This window comes from Pseudobutyrivibrio xylanivorans, from assembly GCF_008935055.1.
GTDB lineage: Bacteria > Bacillota > Clostridia > Lachnospirales > Lachnospiraceae > Pseudobutyrivibrio > Pseudobutyrivibrio xylanivorans_A.
Map to the genome: position 1 here is coordinate 1,543,807 of NZ_CP043028.1, position 15,306 is coordinate 1,559,112.

The window sequence follows — 15,306 nt, forward strand, 5'->3', positions numbered from 1 at the left end:
TTCTGAACAAATTTCTTTCAATGTGGAGTTTCCATTTTCATCGTATTGAAAAGCCATTAGTCAGCATACATTTCCTTCGCCTTGTAAAGTGCCTTGCTGTAAGAACTCCCTCTCCTGTAGCGTTTGCGACTGTAAGTGCAAAGCTGCTATTTGGAATAAGTAATCCCACTCCTGCAATGCCTGGACCATTCTTTACAAAAATTGCCGTCTGGAGTTTCCTTGCCGCCTCGTTTAGTCTTTGAATTGAAGTTGAATGAAGCACTGCTGCATACTTATATCTCTGTTCGATATCAAGCATCATCTGCAGGCCTGTTTCATAATCAGCTGCGTAAACAAGTGGTAAAACTGGTACCCTCATTTCATTTATTACAAATGGATGCTGAGGAATTGTTTCAACCACTATAAGTTTTACTCCTGCCTGATGAGGAATCTCTGCCCCATCTAGAATTTCATCAGCTGACCTTCCAATCCATTTTCTTCGAGGCTTCAAATCCTCTCTTAAGAGGAGTCCGGAAAGCCTAAGCATTTGCTCCTGGTCCCTAATCACTACAGCATTATTTTTTACGAATCCAGCTTCCAGCTCATGAACAATTTTATCAACTGCTATGACTGTCTTTTCTGCTGCGTGAATAAGATTATTATCGAAGGATGCACTACTAACAATATCAAAGGCTGCTTTATCGATATCTGCGGTTTCATCTACAAGGACGACTGAATTGGATCCCCCCTCTCCAATCACCTTTTTACCACAGGCCATGGCCCCCTTTGTGGCAGCCTCACCTGCGCTGCAAACTATCATGTCAATATCCGGATGATGCATAACCTCCTGTATCATACTGATGTTACTCTCATCCAAGGATACAACCAGATTGTCTATTCCACAGACCTCGGTAATTGCATTGCTAATCAGGCTCGTTACAAAATTTGACGTCTTTACGGCTCTTGGGCTTGGACAAATGAAAACCGAATTACCTGCTGCTAAAAGTCCAATCACATGACTGATAACTGATGCTGCAGGGCTTGTAACAGGTTCCACTGTACATACCACTCCAAAGGCACTCAGCTCATATAATATCATTCCCCTGTCACCGGTTTTAACCTCTGTGATAAGGTCCTCCAGTCCTGGGGTCTTATTGATAGCTGCCTGAAGCTTTTGCTTCTTGTCGTGAAGGTTGCCCATGCCGGTTTCCTCTACAGCCAATGTTGCAATCAAATCAATGTTTTGGTTAAGGGATTTTCTGATGGCATCGATGATTTCTTCTCTATCCTCAAGGGATAAATTGGAGTATCTCTCATAGGCCATCCTCACCGAATAAATCGCATTATTGACTGATGAAAAAATTCCAACTTCCATATTCTCACCTTTATGCCCCTGATGTATCAATGCTATCGATTATTCCGATAACAGCCATATCGATGGTTTTGTTACGCTTGTTTTCCTCTACTCGAGTAGAAGAGCCTGTGGCACAGAGCACAAACTCGCCTATGCCACAGCCTACATAATCAACCGCAACTCTCTCCGGTTCGATATAGTTCCCCTCGGCATCCACTCTTCGAACAATCATCAGCTTAGTGCCTTCTAGCGATTCATCTTTTCTGGTTGCTACCACATTTCCGATTACTTTTGCTAAAATCATTCGCTACTTAGTTCCTTTCTTCTTGGATGTCTTTGTCGTTGTTTTCTTAGGGGTCTGAGTTTTTGTTTCTTTTTTAGGTTCAGGTTTAGGCTCAGGTTTTGGTTCAGCCTTTACCTCTGCCTTTACCTCAGGTTTTGGTTCTGGCTTTACTTCTTCCTTTACCTCTTTTTTAACCTCTTCCTTGTATGTTTTGTTGTAGCCATTTGCACGTTGATACGGAACCTTCGGATTACAAAACACCGCTGCCATGCCATCTGCAGGTCTCGCGATGACAGATGCACTCACGAAATTTCCATATTTAATTCCAGCTGCTTTCGCTGCATCCACCGCTGCTTTAACAGCGCCAACATCACCAACAATCTTTATTGTCATGTAACCGCCACCTCGTGTATTCTCCATTTCTAGGAGCTTTACATTGGCAGCCTTTACCATTACATCCGCTACTTCAATGGCTGTTGAGATGCCTACTGTCTCCACAAGGCCTAATGCCTCTTGCATATTTTCACCTCTTTTCCGTATCCGAATCTAATTGAATTTCGATTCCAAATTCCAAAAGTGTCCGGATATAACTCAGTATTTTTTGCCGATAGCCTTCAGGCTCGAAGCCGGTGAATTTTGATAATCCCCCCTTCGAGACCTTCACGCTAACACCTTCCTCAAAGGCTTTTTGAATAAGCATAACCTCATATGTATCCGGAATACACAAGGCGCATTTAGACAAAATATCTCGTGGCATAACTGGGAAGATGATGCTTTCGTAATCCAGAGGGCTGTCGAGAGCCTCCTGAGGAGTTATCACTCTGTCAGCCGTCTGGCAAATTACTTTTCCGATTTTTTCAACCTCCAGTTTTTCTGGTGTCACCACCACTGTAGTACTCACATTTTTGTTTTCCTTCAGTGATTTAAGAACGGTTGAAAATCGATCAGTATCATACCCAGATAAGACCACCAAAACATTTTTCTTCGGTGCTTCAACAGTCAGCTCTAAAGTAAGCTCCATGACCCGCTCTACCAGTTTTCTCAACTGTATTTCAGTCAACTCCATGCGCCACCTCTAGTCTATGCAAGTGCCTTTGGGATAATCTTCTCTGTATCCATGTGTGGACGTGGAATAACGTGGATAGAAACAACCTCACCAACAGCTCTAGCTGCTGCTGCGCCTGCGTCTGTAGCTGCCTTAACAGCTCCAACATCGCCACGTACCATAACTGTTACAAGACCAGATCCGATTTTCTCATAGCCAACAAGTGAAACATTTGCTGCCTTTACCATTGCATCAGCTGCTTCGATTGCGCCTACTAAACCTCTTGTCTCAACCATTCCTAATGCATCTGCATTCATAGAAATACCTCCTTGAAAAAATTAAAAGTTAATAGATATTAAATGTATGGCTCTGTAGTAGACTTTGGTTCGTCACCAAGAGAGCCAAGGAGCTTCTTACCAACCTCGATTGCAGCACGTACTGCCTGACGAACTGCACCAGAGTCACCTGTAAATGTAAGAATAACCTCGTTTGAGAAGCTTGTTCCACCATTGCCTGGTGAAGAGTAGCCGATAACCTCTACATTAGCTGCCTTAACAGCTGTATCTGCAAGAACTGTACCGATAGCAGCAGGTCCTGCGCAGGTCATGCCCCAAGCTTTTCCAAGAGTTGCGCCCATTGCCTTCTCAAGACAATAGCTAGCTCTTGCTGTGTACTGGAACTCAAGGTGTCCAGCTTCATTTCCGTATACATCTCCGAAATACTTTGGAAGAACATTGAGTGCGATTTCAACAGCTCTTCTTGCATCAGAAACATCCTCTGCTCCGATAAGAATTAATGAACCGTGTCCAGCGCCACCCTTTGTATCTCTAGGAAGCTCAACAGAAATAACTTCTGTATTTGTAGCCTTTACAGCTTCATCAACAGCCATAATCTGTGGACCTGCTCCAGTACGTCCACCAATAATTCCGATTGAACGGAATTTACCAAGTTTCATAACATCTGAAAGCATTGGATCAACGCTTGCAATTACGAGACCGATTGTATCTCCGATTGCAGTTCCAACAAATTCTGTCAGACCTACACCGTCGCAAGCACAGTCACAAGTCGGAGTTGTAGATGACGCGCTGGCACTCTTGCTAGCTGCCAATTCATCAGAGACTTGCTTCATCACTTTCTCGATTAAATCCTGATTCATTTTTTCCCTCCATTCTTTTCATTTATAACTAATGAATAGTCATATTTTTTCATCAACCAACCTTGCATGGAATACCGGTTCGTTCAACCTGTTCTCTAAGGACGTTGATATCGTCCCTATTCATCATTTGCAGTCCGTGAAGCTTATAATCACGTCCCAGCATCTTATATTTGTTTTCTCCCATGGAATGATATGGCAAAAGATTTATTCCCATCAGATTCTGCTGATTAAGAGTCTTTGCAAACTCGGCAATCTTCAGGATATCCTCTTTTTTTTCATTTACCCCAGGTATTACAGGTACACGAACCATAATGTTTGTGATTTCAGAAATAAGCTTTACATTCTTTAGAATCTTCTCATTTGGCACACCTGTGAATTCCTCATGGGTTTTGGAATCCATCGATTTCACATCTGTAAGAGATAAATCTACATGAGGTAAAACCTTTTTGATAATCTCTTCATCTGCAAACCCAGTTGTTTCAATGGCTGTATTCCAGCCCTGGGCGTGTGCCGCTTTCAAAAGCTCCAAGGTAAACTCATGCTGAACTAAAGGCTCGCCTCCTGATATGGTAAGGCCACCACCTGATCTTCTATATTGGCTTCCATCCTTTTTCAGCTCCCTGATAACCTCTTCCACGGTCATCTTTTTGCCCTTCATTACAAGGGCACCAGCTGGACAGGCGATTGAGCATTCTCCGCAACCTATACATTTTGTTCTGTCAATCAGCCCCTTATTGTTTGGACTGATTGCCCCCTGCTTGCACACAGTTTTGCATATTCCACAGTGAATGCATTCCAAATCATTGAACATCACAACTGGTCTCAAAAGCTGCGATTCAGGATTTGCACACCACTGACATCTCAGTGGACATCCATTCAAGAAAACTATGGTTCTTATTCCCGGGCCATCGTTTACAGAAAAGCGCTGGATATCAAACACCAGCCCTTCCTGGGCGTAATTAACTGGCTCCATAACAATTTCTCCTATCTGCAGATATTAATGGCCACAGCCACAGCCTCCACTGAAGTTGTGCTCAGTACGCTCGATAATGTTGTCCTGTACTTCCTTTGCAAGAGTTACGAAGTGAGCACTGTAACCTGCAACACGTACTACAAGATCCTTATGGAGCTCTGGATGCTGCTGTGCATCAATAAGAGTCTGCCTATCAATTACGTTGAACTGTACATGCATGCCCTTGTGATCGAAGTAGCTTCGAACAACTGCTGCAAAGTTCTGTAAGCCCTCATCACCTGCAACTGCTGATGGTGTGAACTTCTGATTGTAAAGAGTACCATTTGAGAAATACTCATGATCAAGCTTAGCAACAGAGTTTGTAGCTGCGGTAGGGCCGCTTGTATCTTTACCTGCTCTTGGTGAAACACCGTCTGCAAGAGGAGTTGTTGCAAGACGTCCATCAGGAAGAGCTGCTACATCCTTACCGAAGAGAACGTTAGCAGATACTGGGTAGCAACCTGCCTGGAACTGTCCTCCACGAGGATTTGTATATTTCTCAACCTCTGCACTGTAGATACGTGCAACTCTTGCTGAAACATAATCTGTCTCATCAATATCGTTTCCGTACCACTCTGTCTTCTCCATGAGACGCTTGATTGCAAAGTAATCAACGTTTCCTGAAGGAGCTGCGCATGAGCCAAGATTTCTGTTAACTTCATTTGTTACTGATGCAAGATCTACAGAACCGTTGCTTGAGAGAATTCTCTTAACGATTTCGTATACCTTCTGCTCATCAGACTGACCACAGCTTGATGTGTTAAATGTAGCTGCTGGAGTAACTCCGCCTGCTGCACGAGCTGCATCAAATGCCTTCTCTGCCTGAGTTGAGCTGTCAACTGGATAACCAAAGTTGTGATCAAGAGCTTCCTTAAGCTGAGCAACTGTGATTTCCTTGTTTTCAAATACATGCTTCTGCATTGCGTATGCTGAATCACCAACATCAACAACACCGAATGCCTGAGGGCCTGTGAAGTTATAGATTGCTCCACCTTCCTCAACAGTCATACCTCTTCCAATACAATCATCAACAAGTGCTGAAAGGAATGGTAACTGGTCTCTTTCCATATGAGCCAAATCAACTGCATTATCAGCTTCAACGAGATGATATACGAAGTATTCCATCTGCTTCTTGAATGCTGTGAAGAAGTCTTCGATGCTTGTCCAATCCTTCATCTCACCTGTAACAGGTCCCAGCTGCTTTCCACCAACGCGACCGTTGTTCATGGTGATTTCCATAACCTTTGCTACGTTGAAGAATGCTGCATCATGCCATCCCTCTGTCTTGTGTGGGCACTGTGGCTCAACGCAACCGATGATACAGTAGTTTCTTGCATCCTCAAGCTTAACGCCACGGTTTACAAGTGCAGGAATGATAACCTCATCATTGTACATAGCAGGAACACCAAGTCCTAAGCGAGCAAGCTCACATGCTCTGTAAAGGAACTCATCAGGTGTATTTTCATGTACACGGATTGAGAATGAAGGTGCTGGAAGACGAACATGGGCACAAGCCTCCATACACATGTATGAGATGTCGTTTGTGATATCACGTCCACACTCGTCCTGACCACCAACTCCAAGGTTCTGGAAGATTGCATATCCTGCGAATGCCTGATCAGAAATAGCATCTCTTGTCTTATTTAAATCATTAAGTTTTACCCAGATACAATCGATAAGCTCCTGAGCAAAATCCTTAGTGATAGTCTTGTCATCTCTATAGAATGGATACATATATGTATCAAAACGTCCAGGAGAAATTGAGTGTCCGCTTGACTCAATCTGAAGCATTAACTGAACGAACCAGAATGACTGGCAAGCCTCATAGAAGTTTGTTGCGCCATACTCTGGAACTCTGTCACAGTTAGAAGCAATCTGAAGGAGCTCAGCTTTTCTTGTAGGATTCATTTCTACTGCAGCCATCTCACGAGCCTTGTCTGCATAACGATGTGCAAACTTAATAGCAGCTGTGTAAGTAATAATTACTGCGTTGTAGAACTGCTGCTTCTTCATGTAGCTTGGATCCATGCGGTCCATTTTCTCCATTGCAGCAACAACCTCTTCGATAACACCGCGGAAGCCCTTTGTGATTACCTTGCCGTAGTCAACGCAAACGTGACCAACGCCGCCGTAGTAGTAGTTACCAACTGTAAATACTCCGTTAGCCTGGCAATCCTTTGTCTCCTCAGACATGTAAGAAGTTGCAAGATCACTTACAGTTTTTCCTGGCCAATAAAGGAATGCATCATGAAGCTTTGCAGCAACATCCTTTGGAATCTTGAATGGGTCAGCCATTCGTGTCTCCATTGTGTCAAACTCAGCTTCAACCCAGTCGTAAGAATACTCTGGTGTGATTTGACATGAACGTGGATGAACTGTCAGTGAACCAACAATCAATTCGTCATCACGAATTGTAACTGGCAGCTGTGTGAATAATTTTTCAGCTACCTTTGCGCGACGCATTACATTAGACAGCCCCTCTGTCTCTTTGTAAGCTTCTGTCGCAAGCACTGCTCTTTCAGCTTCAACTTCTGGAAAAGCAGTTACGATGACATTTGCCAATCTCTTAATTCGATCGGTAGGTTGGCTAAAACCTTTTTCTATCATTTAATTACCCTCCTTAAAAATTTTGTCCTTCTTCTTCCCATGGCAGTCTGTCTCCCTCTTCCTTGAGGTACATGAAAATTTCAGCTATACCTTCTCCTTTAACTGAATCAACAAAAAATATTGTTTTGCAGCCTGCCAAACGTAACCATTGTTCTGCCAAATCTGGCCTTGCTCCTTCATCGTTTATCTTTGTGACTATCCCTATCACATCTCTGGTTGAGAGCGATACAATATTGGGACTGTAAACGGAATAGTCTTCTGTGGAGCTCATCATAAGTCCTACCACATCAGCCTCGTAGGCATATATGATGATGCCGTTGGCCAGTGTTCTGTTCTCACAATATTCTCCCGGCGTATCTATAATTACGTCGTAGTGATTAACGTATTGTGTCTTATGGTAGTAAATTCTCTTCCCCTTCAGAGCCTGCGTCAGGGTAGTTTTGCCAGTACCTGTTCGGCCCACTAGAATTATCTTCTTCATATCTGTTCCGGTTACGCCTTGGTGATTTCACAAACCGAAAATCCCATTTTCTGCTTTGTATACATGAGTACAGCTTCCCATGCCGTGGACACATCGGCGATTTTTCCTGTGACAATTAATGTTCCACTAAATCGGTCAATAAAACCTATATCGATTTTTGCACGCTTCATAGCAATGTCCGCTGCTATGATTGCAGTTTCACTTGGAGTAATGGTCATTACACCGATGGCTGCTTTGTTGTAATCTACCGTTGGGTCCAACCCAAGTTTCTGATAAATCAGTGGGTTAGGACTTGAGATTACATGCGCCATTGTGATCTGCTTTCCTGGTACAGTTTCCTGTATAATTCGTGCTAAATCAGTTCCGCCGAACTGTCCGAAATCCATACACTTTCCTCCTTTCCCCCAAAATTTTCCTTGGTTTGTTTATTAAGATTAACAAATTTCACTTTTCACTCGACAGAGTTTTTTCAGACATCTTTGGGTAAAATTCACACTTTGGACACAAGTTTGTTTTTTACCTTTTTATGTCTGAAAAGAATCTTTTTAAGTTGAGGATTTTCGTATATTTTTATAAATACCTATAGACACATTAGGTTTGATATGAGGGGGATTGTTATGCGGGAAACAATGACTATAGATGGAAATGAGGCCGCTGCTCTAGTAGCCTACCAGTTCACTGAGGCGGCTTTTATATATCCAATTACTCCTTCTACCTCTATGGCTGAGAAGGTGGAGAAATGGTCTTCTGAAAATAAAACAAATCTCTTAGATGAAAAGGTAGAGGTTTGCCAGATGCAGTCTGAGGCCGGAGTGGCTGGTGCCATGCACGGCGCGCTTGCCTGTGGCGCACTTGCCTCTACCTTCACCTCTTCTCAGGGGCTTCTTTTGATGCTGCCAAATATGTATAAGATTGCAGCTGAGCGTCTCCCTGGTGTTTTCTATGTTGCATCCCGCACTGTAGCAACTCATGCCCTTTCTATCTTTGGGGATCATTCTGATATTTATGCCATGAGACAAACTGGCGCTGCCATCCTTTGCGCTTCAAGCGTTCAGGAGGTTATGGACCTTGCGCCTGTGGCTCATGCTTCGGCTTTGGCAGGACGTCTTCCTGTCATTTTTTTCTTTGATGGTTTTAGAACATCCCATGAAACTCAGAAAATTGAATGCTGGTCAAAAGAGGCTTTAAAGGACTTTTTTGATTCAGTCGCACTCAAGGATTTCAGAGATAATTCATTGCATCCAGACCATGATGTAATAATGGGAAGCGCGCAAAATCCTGATGTGTTTTTCCAGACAAGAGAGGCCAGCAATCTTTCTTATATGCTTATGCCTGAAACCGTGAAAGCAAAAATGAATATCGTAAATACGAAGTTAGGCACAAGCTATGCGCCTTTTAATTATTATGGCGCTAAGGATGCAGAGCACGTGGTTGTTGCAATGGGTTCTGTCTGCGAAACTCTCTGCTCTGTTGTTGATTATATGAATAGACAGGGTTCCAAGGTTGGTGTGTGCAAGGTCAGATTGTACAGACCATTTTCAGGTTTGGATTTTATAGATTGTCTGCCAGACACCGTAAGGCAGATTAGTGTGTTGGACAGAACCAAGGAGCCTGGCGGTGCAGGTGAGCCTTTGTATCTGGATGTGCTCAGTGCCCTCAATAATTCAAGGTTCGCCGGTGTTGCTGTGTTCCATGGTCGATATGGATTAGCTTCTAAGGATACTACTCCTGAGCAGCTTATTGCTGTTTTTGAAAATAGAATTAAGAAAGAATTTACTATTGGGATAAAGGATGATGTAACTCTTCTGTCACTTGATTCAATTGAAGTTAATGATAACGTAGATTTTTCCGGTTCTAATATATGCTGTAAATTCTGGGGCCGTGGTGGTGATGGCACCATAAGTGGCTGCAAGAATATTGCGAGAATTATCGGTGATAATACAGAGCTTTATCCACAGCTTTACTCTGAATATGACTCCAGAAAAACTGGTGGACTGACTATTTCCCACCTTCGTATTGGTACAAAGCCTATCCGTGCACCTTATTTAGTTCGTCAAACTCATTTTGCCGTTTGTATGCATTTTGAAGATTTGAAAAACCAGCCTGCTATCGTTTCTGAATTAGCTGTCGGTGGAAAGCTTTTGGTTAATTGTGATTATTCTGCTGATGAATTAACTACCAGACTACCACTTGAAATATGCAAAGCTTTAGTCGATAAAAAAATATTCGTATATACGATAGATGCAGATGGGCTTAGCAAAAAAATAGGGCTTGGCCCTCATATCAATATCATGTGCATTGCCGCCTTTATGCATTTGGCGCAGATAATGCCTGCTGATGATTTTAGTATGCTTCTTGCCAATCAGACTAGTATAAGTTATGGCGATAATAACTCTGTTTTGAATAAAAATCTAAAAGCTATTGAATTAGGTTGTAGCTCAATAGTAAAGATGGATTTCAATCTTAATAATAAATGGAACGATAATTCTTTCAATAATCAGGATAAGGCAGAACCGCCTGTTTCCGCATACTTAAATTCCGCAAATGGCAAAAGTCAAAGGGGCTGTTCTGCTTTAGTAAAACCAGGACTGGCAAAGTATGTTCCAGTATGGACCCCTAATCAGTGCATTCAATGTAATCACTGTTCTTTCGTGTGCCCTCATGCCGCCATCAGACCATTCGCACTTTCTAAAGAGGAGTGCTCGGATGCACCTGATGGACTGAAATATGCAGCTTTAAATGGATTAGAAAAATACAACTTTTCGATAAATGTTTCAGTTATGGACTGTACTGGCTGTGCCAGTTGTCTAAGTGTGTGCCCAAACCATGGTCATGCACTTACACTAAAGCCATTGGCGCAGGCTAAAGAAAACCAAATGGCATTTGATTATTGTGCTTCGTTACCTCCAAAAACAGATATTTCAAAAAAATTTCGCGTGCATTCTGTTAAGGGAAGTCAATTTCAAAAGCCATTACTTGAGTTTTCCGGAGCCTGCGGTGGCTGCGGTGAAACACCTTATGCAAAGCTACTCACCCAACTCTTTGGTGAGCGAATGTATATTGCAAACGCTACAGGCTGCTCCTCAATTTGGGGCAACTCAGCACCATATCCAGCCTATGCTTCTGCCTACTCTGGCAAAGGGCCTGCCTGGTCTAATTCTTTATTTGAAGACGCGGCAGAGTTTGGATTTGGCATGCTAAAGGCTGATGAAATACTAACTAAGACTTTCAAGACCGAAAAAAAATCCCACTGGATTTTCGGAGGAGATGGTTGGGCATATGATATTGGATATGGCGGTTTAGAGCACGTGCTTTCCAAGGGTGTAGATATCAATGTTTTGGTCTTTGACACTGAAGTTTACTCAAATACTGGCGGGCAACTCTCTGGCGCAACTCCAACTGGAGCCAAGGTAAAATTTGCTACCTCTGGGAAAAAATCGTCTAAGATAAATTTGACCGAGCGTTTCATCTCACATGGTGATGTGTATGTGGCTTCCGTGGCCATGGGCGCAGATATGAACCAGTGTATAAAAGCTATGATGGAGGCTGAGAGCTATCCTGGTCCATCTATTATCTTTGCGTACTGCCCTTGCATTGCCCATGGAATCAAATCCACTATGGCTCATTCTCAGGATGAGCAGGCCCTGGCTGTTGCCACTGGTCACTGGAAGCTTTTCCGCTATGATCCTAGATTGGCCGCTAAAGGAATGGAGCCATTCCAATTGGATTCATCTATGCCTAACAAAGATTATTCCGTATTTACGAATAACGAGAAAAGATTTCTATAAAATTAATTTTCTAGAAAGGATTATGCAATGAAAAAAGTATTGATGCTTCTTGGAGACTATGCAGAAGATTATGAAGTAATGATACCTTATCAGATATTGAAGTTTGCCTGTATAGAAGTAGATTGTGTTGCACCTGACAAACAAGCTGGTGAAAAAATCAAAACTGCCATCCATGACTTCCTAGGTGATGCAACATATCGTGAGACTGAGGGGCATCAGTTTGAGCTTAATAAAGATTTTGCTACTCTTAATCTTTCAGAATATGATGGCTTGTACATCACTGGTGGAAGGGCGCCGGAGTACTTGCGCCTTGATTCAAGAGTAATTAATCTCGTGAGCTATTTTGTTAAAGCATGTAAGCCTGTGGCCGCCATCTGCCACGGTATACAAATACTTACGGCCGCAGACTTGGTCCGCGGCCGTAACCTCACTTGTTATCCAGCTGTTGCTCCGGAAGTTACCATGGCCGGTGGCCACTACATTGAACTTCCTGCCGACCAGGCATTTACCGACGGCAATCTTGTCACCGCTCCCGCCTGGCCTGGAGTGTATGCATTAATGCAGCAATTTGTATCACTATTGCTGACATAAATATTTTATAACTTTAACTTACAAGCCGGTCATCTACCGGCTTTTTTTACTTTACAATAATCTCATATCCAGCTTCGAACTTTTCGCCTGCTGCAAGGCTGTTTCCATACTCACGCTCCTCAAGCTTTTGGTTGAAGCCAACTCTATCACAGCGTCCACACCAAGGCTCAATGCAAACAAATGGTGCATGCTTACCAACTGGTGACCATACTCCAAAGAGTGGTGTTGGGCATGTAACTGTAAGAACATCCTTGCCCTCAGAATCAACAAGTGTAACAGCATCTGACTGCTCGTCCTCAAAAATAAGCGCATCCTGGCTGAAAAGCTCATCAGACATTTTAAGAATTCCATTATTAAGTGGATGATGCTCCTGCTTTGTTGAGAGGCATCCGCTACCATCATTTGCGATGATATTAGCCTTTACACAAGCATTTGCTTCACCATTCTTTTCAAATCTAAGTGTGTATGTATCAAGGTCACAATTAAATGCTGGATGTCCTCCAATTGAGAAATACATTGTCTCAACATTGGTGTTCTTTACTGTCCACTTAACAGCTACCTTTCCACCATCAAGCTTATAACCAATTTCAAGGATAAATGCAAATGGGTACTTCTCATGAGTAGCCTCATTATCTTTAAGCTCAAAGGTCAGCTCGTCCTCTGTCTTGCTAACCAATTCGAAATCCATATCGCGGGCAAATCCGTGCTGTCCCATCTCATAAGTTTTTCCAGCATAAACTGATTTCTTTTCAAAATAGTTTCCTACAAGTGGGAAAAGAACAGGCGATGTTCTTCCCCAGAATGCACTGTCTGCCTGCCACATAAGCTCTGCACCATCAGCCTTTCTGATAAGGGAACGAATCTCTGCCCCGTGCTCCTCCACTGTCAATTTTATCTTGTCATTTTCTATAATATGCACTGCCATAACTTTCTCTCCTATCCTTTTGATAGAATTATCATATCATATTTATCTTGGAAAGTTCTGACATAATTTATACTTAACTTTCACGAAGCCAAACAAGCATTTCATTTTCACCACGATTAGCCCATGCATAGTATGGAATGAATTTAAGAGATGCTGGTTCGGTTTTTGGTTTTACATTTAAATATAATCCCTCAGTCTCAGCTTCTTCTGATGCTTTAGTTCGTCTGCCCTCTGCGGTTATCACGCCCACTCCACCAAGCAAATTATCTTCGTATGCATATTTTAATTCTGCAGTCTCTGGCAAGCTTATAGTATTCAAATCGATACCATTATCCGCCCCCTCAAGGCAATAGATAAATGGACCTTTCGATATAGCCACCTTACCAACATCCTCTGAGACTAATGGGCTGGCATAGTTTCTTCTGATAGGAATTTCAAATGTTAATCCTGCACTGCACTCACAGCTTGGCTCTACTGTAAAGTACTGATACCCAGACTCCACATCACCTATCTCCATATTTCCTATCGCACCTACCAATGTATTATCGGCCCATCCAGGAAGTCTTATTCCAATTCGTATATGCGAATCAGTATCATTCTTTACAATAACCCTCGCTTCATTATCCCACGGAAATCTTGTCTCCTGCTTTATCTTTACTCTTCCATTTGGTAATTCTATAGTTGAGTCCGAATCCATATACAGATTCACAAGTATAGTATTTTCAGATACCGTATATACGTAATCATCTAATGATGTAAGAAGCCTAGCCAGATTCGGTGGACAGCATGCGCATCCAAGCCATGATGGTCGAACTGGTTTAACGTGACTTTTTGTAGGATCAAGCTTCGACTTTAGCGGATTCACTTCAAGTGGATTTACATAAAAGAAATGCTTTCCATCCAGAGCCATTCCTGCAAGTGCACAGTTATATAATGCGCGTTCCATCACCTCAGCATACTCTGCCTTAGGCTCTATTCTAAGCATCTGTCTTGCAAAGAATATCAGTCCCACTGCTGCACAAGTCTCGCAATACATAGTATCGTTTGGAAGGTCATAGTCCAAAGTGAAGGACTCTCCATTTACTGTAGAGCCAATGCCACCTGTGATATACATACGCTTTCTTGTTATGTTGTTCCAAAGACGCTTACATGCCTCATATACTTCCTTATCACCTGTTGTGGCAGCCAAATCAGCAAGTGCTGTACATAAATAAACCACTCTAACCGCATGTCCCTCAGCAGTATCCATCTCAAGCACTGGCTTATGATTTTGAAAATATGTATTAGGTGCCTTTTCTATTCCAGACAATGCATTAGGTCCATCATATACAGCTGCCTGCTCCTTGAAAAAGTTTGGATGCTTACCACGCTCCATTAAGAAATATTTCGCTAGCTTAAGATAACGCTTTTCTCCAGTTGAATGATACAGACGAAGCAAACCTATTTCGATTTCTTCATGACCATCATAACCATGAATTTTGCCTTCATCTGGGCCAAAATTCTCATCAATGTTATCAGCAGCTTTCTTTGCAACTGCTAGAACCTTCTCATTTCCAGTAGCCTCAAAATATGCTACCGCTGCCTCAATAAAATGTCCCATACAATAGAGCTCATGGCTGCCTGCAAGACTCTTGTACCGATACTGCAAGCCAAGAATTGAAAAGTATGTATCTAGGTATCCATCTGGCTCCTGTGCCTCAGCAATTAAATCAATCACCTCATGGGCCTTTGCCTCAAGCTCTGGATCCATTTTCTCGCGAAGAGAATATGCTACCGCTTCAAGCCACTTGTACACATCACTATCCTGAAAAGTCCATCCATAATGTGTTCCCTTTGTTCGGCCTGCTGCAATCCTAAAGTTTTCCATCGCATGGCTTTTTTCACTTGGAATACCTTCATCATTAAGTCTCTCTTTTTCAATGGTAATACCTGCTGTGTCATTCAGCACATTCCACTGAAAAGGAATCATTTCTGTACGCACCAGCTGCCTATATCTTCCCCAAAAAGCTGATGTAATATTCACTTTACTAGACATTTTCTTCCCCCTTTTCCTTAGGTTCAATACCTTTAATATACAAATAGGGC

At 42.6% G+C, this 15,306-nt stretch carries 14 protein-coding genes; 2 read left to right on the forward strand and 12 right to left on the reverse strand.

What is annotated here, in order from left to right; genetic code table 11:
* Nucleotides 1–37: 37 nt before the first annotated feature.
* The 10 genes from FXF36_RS07015 to FXF36_RS07060 are packed head-to-tail and all read right to left on the reverse strand — an operon-like array spanning nt 38 to nt 8,303.
* Nucleotides 38–1,354: an aldehyde dehydrogenase gene (locus FXF36_RS07015; protein WP_151623103.1), complete on the reverse strand. Its 1,317-nt coding sequence runs from the start codon at nt 1,352–1,354 to the stop codon at nt 38–40.
* A gap of 10 nt (nt 1,355–1,364) precedes the next feature.
* Entirely contained in the window at nt 1,365–1,637 is a 273-nt protein-coding gene (locus FXF36_RS16470; protein ID WP_151623104.1) for a EutN/CcmL family microcompartment protein, read from the reverse strand.
* A 3-nt stretch (nt 1,638–1,640) separates the two neighbouring features.
* Complete coding sequence (locus FXF36_RS16805) at nt 1,641–2,135, reverse strand: BMC domain-containing protein (protein WP_151623105.1); 495 nt, start codon at nt 2,133–2,135, stop codon at nt 1,641–1,643.
* 4 nt (nt 2,136–2,139) lie between these two features.
* Entirely contained in the window at nt 2,140–2,682 is a 543-nt protein-coding gene (locus FXF36_RS07030) for a hypothetical protein (protein ID WP_151623106.1), read from the reverse strand.
* Nucleotides 2,683–2,696: 14 nt separating this feature from the next.
* Nucleotides 2,697–2,978, reverse strand: coding sequence for a BMC domain-containing protein (locus FXF36_RS07035; RefSeq protein ID WP_151623107.1), 282 nt, complete (start codon nt 2,976–2,978; stop codon nt 2,697–2,699).
* Nucleotides 2,979–3,016: 38 nt separating this feature from the next.
* On the reverse strand, nt 3,017–3,817 hold the full coding sequence (pduB, locus tag FXF36_RS07040; protein ID WP_151623108.1) for a propanediol utilization microcompartment protein PduB: 801 nt from the start codon (nt 3,815–3,817) through the stop codon (nt 3,017–3,019).
* A 52-nt stretch (nt 3,818–3,869) separates the two neighbouring features.
* Nucleotides 3,870–4,790 (reverse strand): glycyl-radical enzyme activating protein, encoded by a 921-nt coding sequence (locus FXF36_RS07045; RefSeq protein ID WP_151623109.1) that lies wholly within the window; start codon nt 4,788–4,790, stop codon nt 3,870–3,872.
* A gap of 24 nt (nt 4,791–4,814) precedes the next feature.
* Nucleotides 4,815–7,436: a glycyl radical protein gene (locus FXF36_RS07050; protein ID WP_151623110.1), complete on the reverse strand. Its 2,622-nt coding sequence runs from the start codon at nt 7,434–7,436 to the stop codon at nt 4,815–4,817.
* A gap of 13 nt (nt 7,437–7,449) precedes the next feature.
* Nucleotides 7,450–7,917 (reverse strand): EutP/PduV family microcompartment system protein, encoded by a 468-nt coding sequence (locus FXF36_RS07055; RefSeq protein ID WP_151623111.1) that lies wholly within the window; start codon nt 7,915–7,917, stop codon nt 7,450–7,452.
* 11 nt (nt 7,918–7,928) lie between these two features.
* Nucleotides 7,929–8,303, reverse strand: coding sequence for a BMC domain-containing protein (locus tag FXF36_RS07060; protein ID WP_151623112.1), 375 nt, complete (start codon nt 8,301–8,303; stop codon nt 7,929–7,931).
* A 231-nt stretch (nt 8,304–8,534) separates the two neighbouring features.
* Between FXF36_RS07060 and nifJ the strand changes: the two genes are divergently transcribed.
* Entirely contained in the window at nt 8,535–11,705 is a 3,171-nt protein-coding gene (gene nifJ, locus FXF36_RS07065; protein WP_167511316.1) for a pyruvate:ferredoxin (flavodoxin) oxidoreductase, read from the forward strand.
* Nucleotides 11,706–11,732: 27 nt separating this feature from the next.
* A complete protein-coding gene (locus tag FXF36_RS07070; protein WP_151623114.1) occupies nt 11,733–12,296 on the forward strand; it encodes a DJ-1/PfpI family protein in 564 nt (187 codons plus the stop codon).
* Between the two features lie 46 nt (nt 12,297–12,342).
* On the opposite strand, the gene FXF36_RS07075 is transcribed toward FXF36_RS07070, so the two are convergent.
* Together FXF36_RS07075 and FXF36_RS07080 are read right to left on the reverse strand one after the other, a co-directional pair.
* The gene (locus FXF36_RS07075) at nt 12,343–13,221 is read right to left on the reverse strand and encodes an aldose 1-epimerase family protein (protein WP_151623115.1); all 879 of its coding nucleotides are present in this window, start codon (nt 13,219–13,221) and stop codon (nt 12,343–12,345) included.
* Nucleotides 13,222–13,294: 73 nt separating this feature from the next.
* Nucleotides 13,295–15,256 carry a glycoside hydrolase family 127 protein gene (locus tag FXF36_RS07080; RefSeq protein ID WP_151623116.1) on the reverse strand — a complete coding sequence of 654 codons (1,962 nt, stop codon included), beginning with the start codon at nt 15,254–15,256 and terminating at the stop codon, nt 13,295–13,297.
* Between the last annotated feature and the right edge of the window lie 50 nt (nt 15,257–15,306).

Coding starts and splice junctions, on each gene's coding strand:
- FXF36_RS07015 (WP_151623103.1), bottom strand. CDS start 1,354: ATGGAAGTTGGAATTTTTTCATCAGTCAATAATGCGATTTATTCGGTG.
- FXF36_RS16470 (WP_151623104.1), bottom strand. CDS start 1,637: ATGATTTTAGCAAAAGTAATCGGAAATGTGGTAGCAACCAGAAAAGAT.
- FXF36_RS16805 (WP_151623105.1), bottom strand. CDS start 2,135: ATGCAAGAGGCATTAGGCCTTGTGGAGACAGTAGGCATCTCAACAGCC.
- FXF36_RS07030 (WP_151623106.1), bottom strand. CDS start 2,682: ATGGAGTTGACTGAAATACAGTTGAGAAAACTGGTAGAGCGGGTCATG.
- FXF36_RS07035 (WP_151623107.1), bottom strand. CDS start 2,978: ATGAATGCAGATGCATTAGGAATGGTTGAGACAAGAGGTTTAGTAGGC.
- pduB (WP_151623108.1), bottom strand. CDS start 3,817: ATGAATCAGGATTTAATCGAGAAAGTGATGAAGCAAGTCTCTGATGAA.
- FXF36_RS07045 (WP_151623109.1), bottom strand. CDS start 4,790: ATGGAGCCAGTTAATTACGCCCAGGAAGGGCTGGTGTTTGATATCCAG.
- FXF36_RS07050 (WP_151623110.1), bottom strand. CDS start 7,436: ATGATAGAAAAAGGTTTTAGCCAACCTACCGATCGAATTAAGAGATTG.
- FXF36_RS07055 (WP_151623111.1), bottom strand. CDS start 7,917: ATGAAGAAGATAATTCTAGTGGGCCGAACAGGTACTGGCAAAACTACC.
- FXF36_RS07060 (WP_151623112.1), bottom strand. CDS start 8,303: ATGGATTTCGGACAGTTCGGCGGAACTGATTTAGCACGAATTATACAG.
- nifJ (WP_167511316.1), top strand. CDS start 8,535: ATGCGGGAAACAATGACTATAGATGGAAATGAGGCCGCTGCTCTAGTA.
- FXF36_RS07070 (WP_151623114.1), top strand. CDS start 11,733: ATGAAAAAAGTATTGATGCTTCTTGGAGACTATGCAGAAGATTATGAA.
- FXF36_RS07075 (WP_151623115.1), bottom strand. CDS start 13,221: ATGGCAGTGCATATTATAGAAAATGACAAGATAAAATTGACAGTGGAG.
- FXF36_RS07080 (WP_151623116.1), bottom strand. CDS start 15,256: ATGTCTAGTAAAGTGAATATTACATCAGCTTTTTGGGGAAGATATAGG.